This window comes from Photorhabdus tasmaniensis (assembly GCF_011189505.1).
In the GTDB taxonomy this organism is placed as follows: Bacteria; Pseudomonadota; Gammaproteobacteria; order Enterobacterales; family Enterobacteriaceae; genus Photorhabdus; species Photorhabdus tasmaniensis.
The window spans coordinates 66,889-73,406 of the sequence record NZ_PUJU01000023.1 but is presented as its reverse complement, the minus strand read 5'-3'; the positions used below and the strand labels follow the sequence as shown (position 1 = coordinate 73,406).

The window sequence follows — 6,518 nt, the reverse complement described above, 5'->3', positions numbered from 1 at the left end:
CCGAAATACTGAGAAAAAGCGTCGATATTCATGGGGGCACTCCTGAAAAAAGGAGTATGAGATCATAAGTAGCTCCGTGGGTCAAACTGAACGATTTTGATTAAATAACGTTCGCGATCTCACCCTAGCTTTTTGTTAAGTTTAATCATCATCGGATATCATGTTTTATGTTTAACGAACGTGGATTATATTCACTTTTTATCTTTTATGATGCTGTTAAATAACTGCTGGGAAAGCGCTTTAATATCCGTTTATTCGGGTGATGTTATTTTACGTGCGATTTCTTTTCAACTTTTGATTTAATTAGCATAAAGTTTTAACCGTCGTTTTCACTCCTTTTAACACCCTGTTTTTTGTTAAGTTTAATCATCATCGGATATCGTGTTTTATGTTTAATGAACGTGGATTATATTCATTTTTTATCTTTTCTAATGCAGTTAAATAACTGATGGGAAAACGCTTTAATATCCGTTTATTCGGGTGATGTTATTTTGCGTGCGATTTCTTTTCAACCTTCGATTAATGGTTAATGATTTTCGGTTAAATGCTATTAATGGTTATTTTGAAAGGTGGCATTTATTAAATTAAATCCGATTTTGATATAAAATTTTTAATGATTTGGTATTCGATTTTTTAAATCATTATGACAGTTAACCCGTTATCGCAAATCGTTTTTTTACTCGATGGATTTAATGGGTATAAAGTTTTAATCGTTGTTTTTATCCTTTTTAACACCTGATTTTTATCAGGTTTAATCATCATAGGATTACGTTTAATGAACGTTAATCATATCCACTTTTTATCTTTATTGGCGCTGTTATTAACCCGGCGGAAATTTATATCTAATATACTGTATGAATGAAAACAGACGCACGCAAGCTCACTACTGAGCAACAAGCACTGCTAAGGCAGCAAGCTATCCGGCTTCGTTGGGAAAAAAATATGACCTTCCGCGAAATCGGCCAAATATTGAATATTCATCCGGATACCGCTGGCCGCTGGTTCAAACGCTATCAGACCGAGGGTCAAGCCGTACTCACCATCAAGAAACGGGGCCCCAAAAATAAAGTGGGCCGTCTGAACGCCATTCAGCAACAGAAAGTCATTGAGGCCATCCGAGACCATATGCCCGATCATTACAATCTGGGTTTTTCACTTTGGACACGGCGGGCCGTCGCGGCCTTGATCTATCAGTTCTGGCGAATCGATATTCCGGTTCGAACACTCGGTGATTACCTCAAACGATGGGGATTTACGCCGCAAAAGCCGTTGAAAAAGGCGTGGGAGCAGAACCCGGCTCATGTGCAAACGTGGCTGAACGAAGAATATCCCCAGATCCAGGAACGCGCCAAAAAAGAACAGGCCCAAATCTATTGGGGCGATGAAACCGGTATCCGAAATACCGAGCAACATGGCCGGTGTTATGCGCCCAGAGGGAAAACACCGACTCAGCCTATCCCCGTCAGGTGGCATACCCTGAATATGATTTCCGCCATTTCTAATCAGGGAACCGTCCGCTTTATGCTGTATGAATCCAATATGACGGCAGATACCCTGCTCAAATTTATACGGGCGTTGATGACATCCCGTCCAGGCAAAAGCTTTTTAATTCTGGATAACCTGCGGGTTCACCATGCCAAAAAAGTGAAAGATTGGCTGGAGCAGCCCTCAGTGAAACGTCGTCTGGAGGTGTTTTATCTTCCGGCTTATTCACCGGAACTGAATCCAGATGAATATCTGAACTGTGATGTCAAAGGGATGATACACAGCAGGCCAGCAATGCGTAGTGTCGAAGAGATCAAAAAACGAACTCGTTCTTGTATGCGCAAGTTACAACGCCAACCAAAACGCGTCATCAGTTATTTCAATTCGAGGTTTATCAAGTATGCAGCTTAGTCGATGTATTTTCCTGCCGGGTTAATGTCATTGATGAAAACTAAACAGTTGATAATCGAGACGCTAAAAGTCAGTAATGTGAAGGGCGGGAATATCGCCCTTTATCATGTTCGGAAGACTACTTTTTAGCCTCAGCCCTAAGTTCAGTGACATTCTTACCGCCGATTCCCCAATTATCAGTATCGACTTCATCAATAATGACAAAAGTTGTTGCGGGATTTTTTCCCAATACATCGGCCAGTAACTGAGTAGCTCCTTCAATTAATTGCTTTTTTTGCTCTGCTGTAGCACCTTCACGGGTAATTCTGATATTGACAAACGGCATAAACAGCTCCTTCTCATTGGTTATTATTGGCAGACTCGCTCTGCCGGGGCGCATTCATTCGGTATTTTTATGATTATTATCCGTGGTCGCTATCCAGGCAGCGCAGAATAGCGTTAAACGGGCAAAGAGATAGAAAAATGTCATCAGGCCAATAACAGAGCCAAAAGCCGCGCCGGAAGGGGAGCTGGCGAGGCGTGGCAGCGTCATGGTCATAATATATTTGATAACTTCAAAACCTATAGCTGCCATCAGTGTCCCTTTCAACAACGCCTTGCGTTCGGGCTGGTGGCGGGGTAATACCCAGAATAGCCACAGGAAAAGCAGATAGTTGGCTGAAATAGAAATTGTCAGGCCAATCAGGAACCAGGATGGACGTAGCCACTCAATACCATCTAGCCCTAATATCTTAACGATGGTTGCCTGAGCGGAGCCGGCGATAGAGGTCAGTGACAGGGTGATCACCAGAGCTAATAACAGCCCAATCAGAGAAATGGCATCACGGATATATTTAAAATAGATTTTCTCGTTCTCTTCCTGATTCCGTATCCAGACAGGGTGAAACTGGGCAAGAATTGCCTGGCGTAAATTACTTACCCAGTTCACACCGGAATAAAGAGCAATTGCCAAACCGGTTAATCCCACGGTAGTACGCTGTTTAATCGCAGTATCGACACTATTTTTCAGCGTATTGGCAAGTGTCGGATCACTGATACTGTTTGCGATACCATTGATTAGCTTTGCCAGTAAATCAGGATTAGAAGCCAGAATAAAACCCGCAATGGCGAAAGAGAGCATCAGAATGGGGATAAGTGATAAGAATGAAAAATAGGTTATTGCCGCCCCAAACTGATTACCCATCCGATCATTAAAGCGCAGCGTTGCCCGGATAAAGTGAGCGACGATAGGAATACTGCGGATATAGTTTCCTGCTCTGACCGTCAGAGAAATCGCTTTTTTCCCGTGGTGAATGCCCTTTTCCAAAGGTGTTCTGGATAACCTTTCCAACTGATGTTCTGTTATTTCCTGTCTTTCTACATCTTTTGGCATGTATAGCCTCAATCATTACCTTGAATAAATAGGAGTGATCACATCATGCCACTTTAAGATGATGATTAACAATTCAACATACACAGATACTTAATTCCTGTTTTTGCTATCAGTGTGGTAACCGCCGCCAAGACCGATATGAATATTCTTGCCTTCTGGAGTTGTTCCTCCTTTAGCTGATGCTTCACCGTTATAACCGGTCGCTGTTTTCATCGTGCTGTTGGTGGCGTTATCAAAATGGATATCACCTTTAGCATCTACACCGGCATTTTTGAGCGGTGATGGTTCCCCGGCTATCAATTTTAGGCGCAATAAGATCAAGAACCGCGTTGGCAATTAAGCCGTCCGATTTAATTCTCAGACTATTCTGATTATCAAAAGTGCTGAAACCTTGCAGATTATCCTGTTCCACTAGTGGATTGCCAACGACCAGAGAAGCGCGGTTAGTATTGACAAAACCGCATCCATTACAGGTGATGCCATTTGGGTTTGCCAGTACATAATCTGCGGCGAACCAAACACCTCCTGCTGACCCCTTTCAGATAAACACCTGTTAACGGCAGACATTGCCTGGATTCCGGCAGTGCAGGCGCAGGTGTCGATTCAGGGATTGTATTAGCCTGCTGTTTTAATTGCTGATATCGGCGCTGTTCTATCAGTTGGTTAATTTCCCGGGAACTCTCTTACAACGTTCTCCTGGCCTCAGTCATCGGCAGATTATCATTTAACTCTGCGGGTGAAGCGGTTATTTGAAAGGAAATAGCACACAATATTAAAATAGATATTCTTTTTATCATACATTCACCGATAAGGATGATATTTTATTCCATAAAACAAAAATATGGGGTTTTAGCCTGATAGGTAATTGCATTCGTATTGGCTAATTTATTCGTTATTAAAGCATACTCCTGGTTATATCATGCTCTGATTAACGATTGGCGTTTCTTTTACATCTCGATTTCCTATTATAAATTTCAATTGATTGGTTATGCAGATAATAATAAGTTAATAAGAGCACTTATTATGTGAATCCGCCCAATAATACTATTAATTTTTTTATATAATTCGGTGTTTGTTATATATGTTTAGGTAAATTAATAAAGTGGAAAATAAAATACTGGAAAACTATTTTGATAATTTTCCAGTAGGGAATGACAGTATACAAATGCTTAACTATTAGTGACTTCGATATATGGATCGTATCGATAATAGCCTAGGAGCTTTGTACCGTCATAAGCGGCAAAAAACCATGTATATCTTTCTACACCTGGTTTATGAGCTGTTGCTTGAAAATAACTATCTCGAGATTCAACAAAAATTGGCTTAGGTTCATCCTCTGCTGCATTAACCCCAGAAGGGATTATTGGCGTTTTTTTACCTGTTGGATTCTGTGACCATATTTGTGATGGAATAGAGATGACATCTTCTCCTAGACTAAGTTTTTGGAACTTATACAATATAATAGAATAGTCGAAATTATTAGATACAGTTGTAGCCCTCCATCTAATATTTGCATTTACGGGAACAGTTATGCGGGCACCAGATGAACTACTAAGTTTCATTCCATCTGTAGGAGTATAACTTGCTATATATACATACTCCTTGATCGTTATTGGATTCTTAGAGTCCAGAGAATTCTTAACTTGGTTATCACGAATATATTCAATAATTGAATCAACATCAATAACAAAGGTAACATCGGCTATAACAGAATTCCTGGCTGTGACAATATTATTTTCATCTTGAATTGCTTCACTCATTATAATACCTCTTTACATATTCAAATTATCTATTGGGGATAACAAGGTTATTTTTTTATTATAATAATAATTTTCTTTATAATTAACTATTAAATCTGAAATATCCACTGGTATAAATCATAGTTTATGAGAAAAAATTACTGATATATTTATCAGAGGTTGATTTATATAGTTAAATGTTTAGGTTAACTTATTGTTATAGAAGATGAAATAAAAGAGATTTAGATTAATGTGTTGAATGGCTGCTTATATTTTCTTATGAATGGTTTAATATTACCCATATGAATATATTATCTCTTTAGATATAGTTTTTCTTGCTTATTAAAATTTCAATCATATTGATATAATTTCTATTATTTACTAATAGTACATTGTGACTTACCAGATATCTTTAGTCTGTCTAACAGTAAATGATTATTTTCTTTATTAAATGGGAGTTTTGCTACTATAATTAATACTGGGATTTACTATCAATATTCTTAATTTTCAAGAGGACATTGAATGAATATTTATAGAACATATACCTCACCCTATAAATTTCATGAATTAGATTTAGATGCTCATTTTGTGGCTGAAATTTGTGAAATTATTAATAAAATCTCGGGGTTTAGCTTGTTCTCTCTTGTTTTAAAGGCCCGCTTTCCTATATCTAACCGTGAAGTGTATTTTTTTGATAATTATCATGAATCTTGGAGAAAAATTTATATAGAAAAAAAGTATTGGATGATTGATCCCGTTCTAAATTTCCGGCCTATTCCACCTTCTTTTTCAAAAGTATGGGACTTGGATTTTTTTTCAGAATCTAATGGAAAAGAACTTTGGTATGTGAAGCAGAAATATGGATTTCGTTCTGGGATCACATTTGGGCTGCCTGCATTTTCAGGAACTGACGGAATATTTTCTGTTGCGGGGAAAGACGGGCATATTGATAACGAGACAATGTATAAATGCAGTGGAGAAATTTTAGGAGTATATATTAGGATAATAAGATATTTGACATCAAACGCAAAATATTTGCAATCGTTCTATATAGATGAAACTTCATTTTCAAATAGAGAATTAGAAATATTAAGGTATACCGCAGATGGGATGATATCAAGTGAAATTGCAGCAACCATCTGTGTCACTAAAGGTACAGTTGATTTTCACCTAATGAATATTGTTAAGAAACTTGGCTGTAGAAACAAATTTCAGGCAATAGCTAAAGCGGCATTACTGGGTTATATATAATTAATATCAATTTGAAACTATCAGATGTTTATACTTTTAACTTTATAAATCAACAGGAGTTATTAGTGTTATTACTCAAATGAATTGATAGGAGAATTCGAACAAAAAATAATTTCTTACCGCTGTACCTTTATTGGTACTATTATAAATAGGAGTTGGAAAGATTTTCTCTGACGAGATGAAAATGATATTTATTAAAAATTTAAAAACAGCTTTAACTAAATGCACTTATCCTTGGGCAGAATTGTAATATGACGTTC

At 37.8% G+C, this 6,518-nt stretch carries 6 protein-coding genes and 1 pseudogene; 2 read left to right on the top strand and 5 right to left on the bottom strand.

Translation table 11 applies throughout. From position 1 onward, the window contains the following. Positions 1–858: 858 nt before the first annotated feature. Positions 859–1,896 carry an IS630 family transposase gene (locus tag C5471_RS12590; protein ID WP_133814415.1) on the top strand — a complete coding sequence of 346 codons (1,038 nt, stop codon included), beginning with the start codon at positions 859–861 and terminating at the stop codon, positions 1,894–1,896. A gap of 118 nt (positions 1,897–2,014) precedes the next feature. On the opposite strand, the gene C5471_RS12585 is transcribed toward C5471_RS12590, so the two are convergent. From C5471_RS12585 to C5471_RS12560, 5 genes and pseudogenes are all read right to left on the bottom strand, one after another. Beyond that, positions 2,015–2,221, bottom strand: a complete 207-nt coding sequence (locus C5471_RS12585; RefSeq protein ID WP_011144704.1) for a 2-hydroxymuconate tautomerase family protein — start codon at positions 2,219–2,221, stop codon at positions 2,015–2,017. Between the two features lie 54 nt (positions 2,222–2,275). After that, entirely contained in the window at positions 2,276–3,268 is a 993-nt protein-coding gene (gene yhjD, locus C5471_RS12580) for an inner membrane protein YhjD (protein ID WP_133814414.1), read from the bottom strand. A gap of 90 nt (positions 3,269–3,358) precedes the next feature. Then, a complete protein-coding gene (locus tag C5471_RS12575; RefSeq protein WP_166295908.1) occupies positions 3,359–3,604 on the bottom strand; it encodes a hypothetical protein in 246 nt (81 codons plus the stop codon). Continuing rightward, positions 3,543–3,802, bottom strand: a pseudogene (locus C5471_RS12570) (two-partner secretion domain-containing protein); the annotation flags it as partial. The pseudogene C5471_RS12570 and the gene C5471_RS12575, both read right to left, overlap by 62 nt. Positions 3,803–4,437: 635 nt before the next feature. Next, entirely contained in the window at positions 4,438–5,028 is a 591-nt protein-coding gene (locus C5471_RS12560; RefSeq protein ID WP_133814413.1) for an AidA/PixA family protein, read from the bottom strand. A gap of 501 nt (positions 5,029–5,529) precedes the next feature. Here C5471_RS12560 and C5471_RS12555 point away from each other — a divergent pair. Next, positions 5,530–6,258 carry a LuxR family transcriptional regulator gene (locus tag C5471_RS12555; protein ID WP_133814412.1) on the top strand — a complete coding sequence of 243 codons (729 nt, stop codon included), beginning with the start codon at positions 5,530–5,532 and terminating at the stop codon, positions 6,256–6,258. Positions 6,259–6,518: the final 260 nt, after the last annotated feature.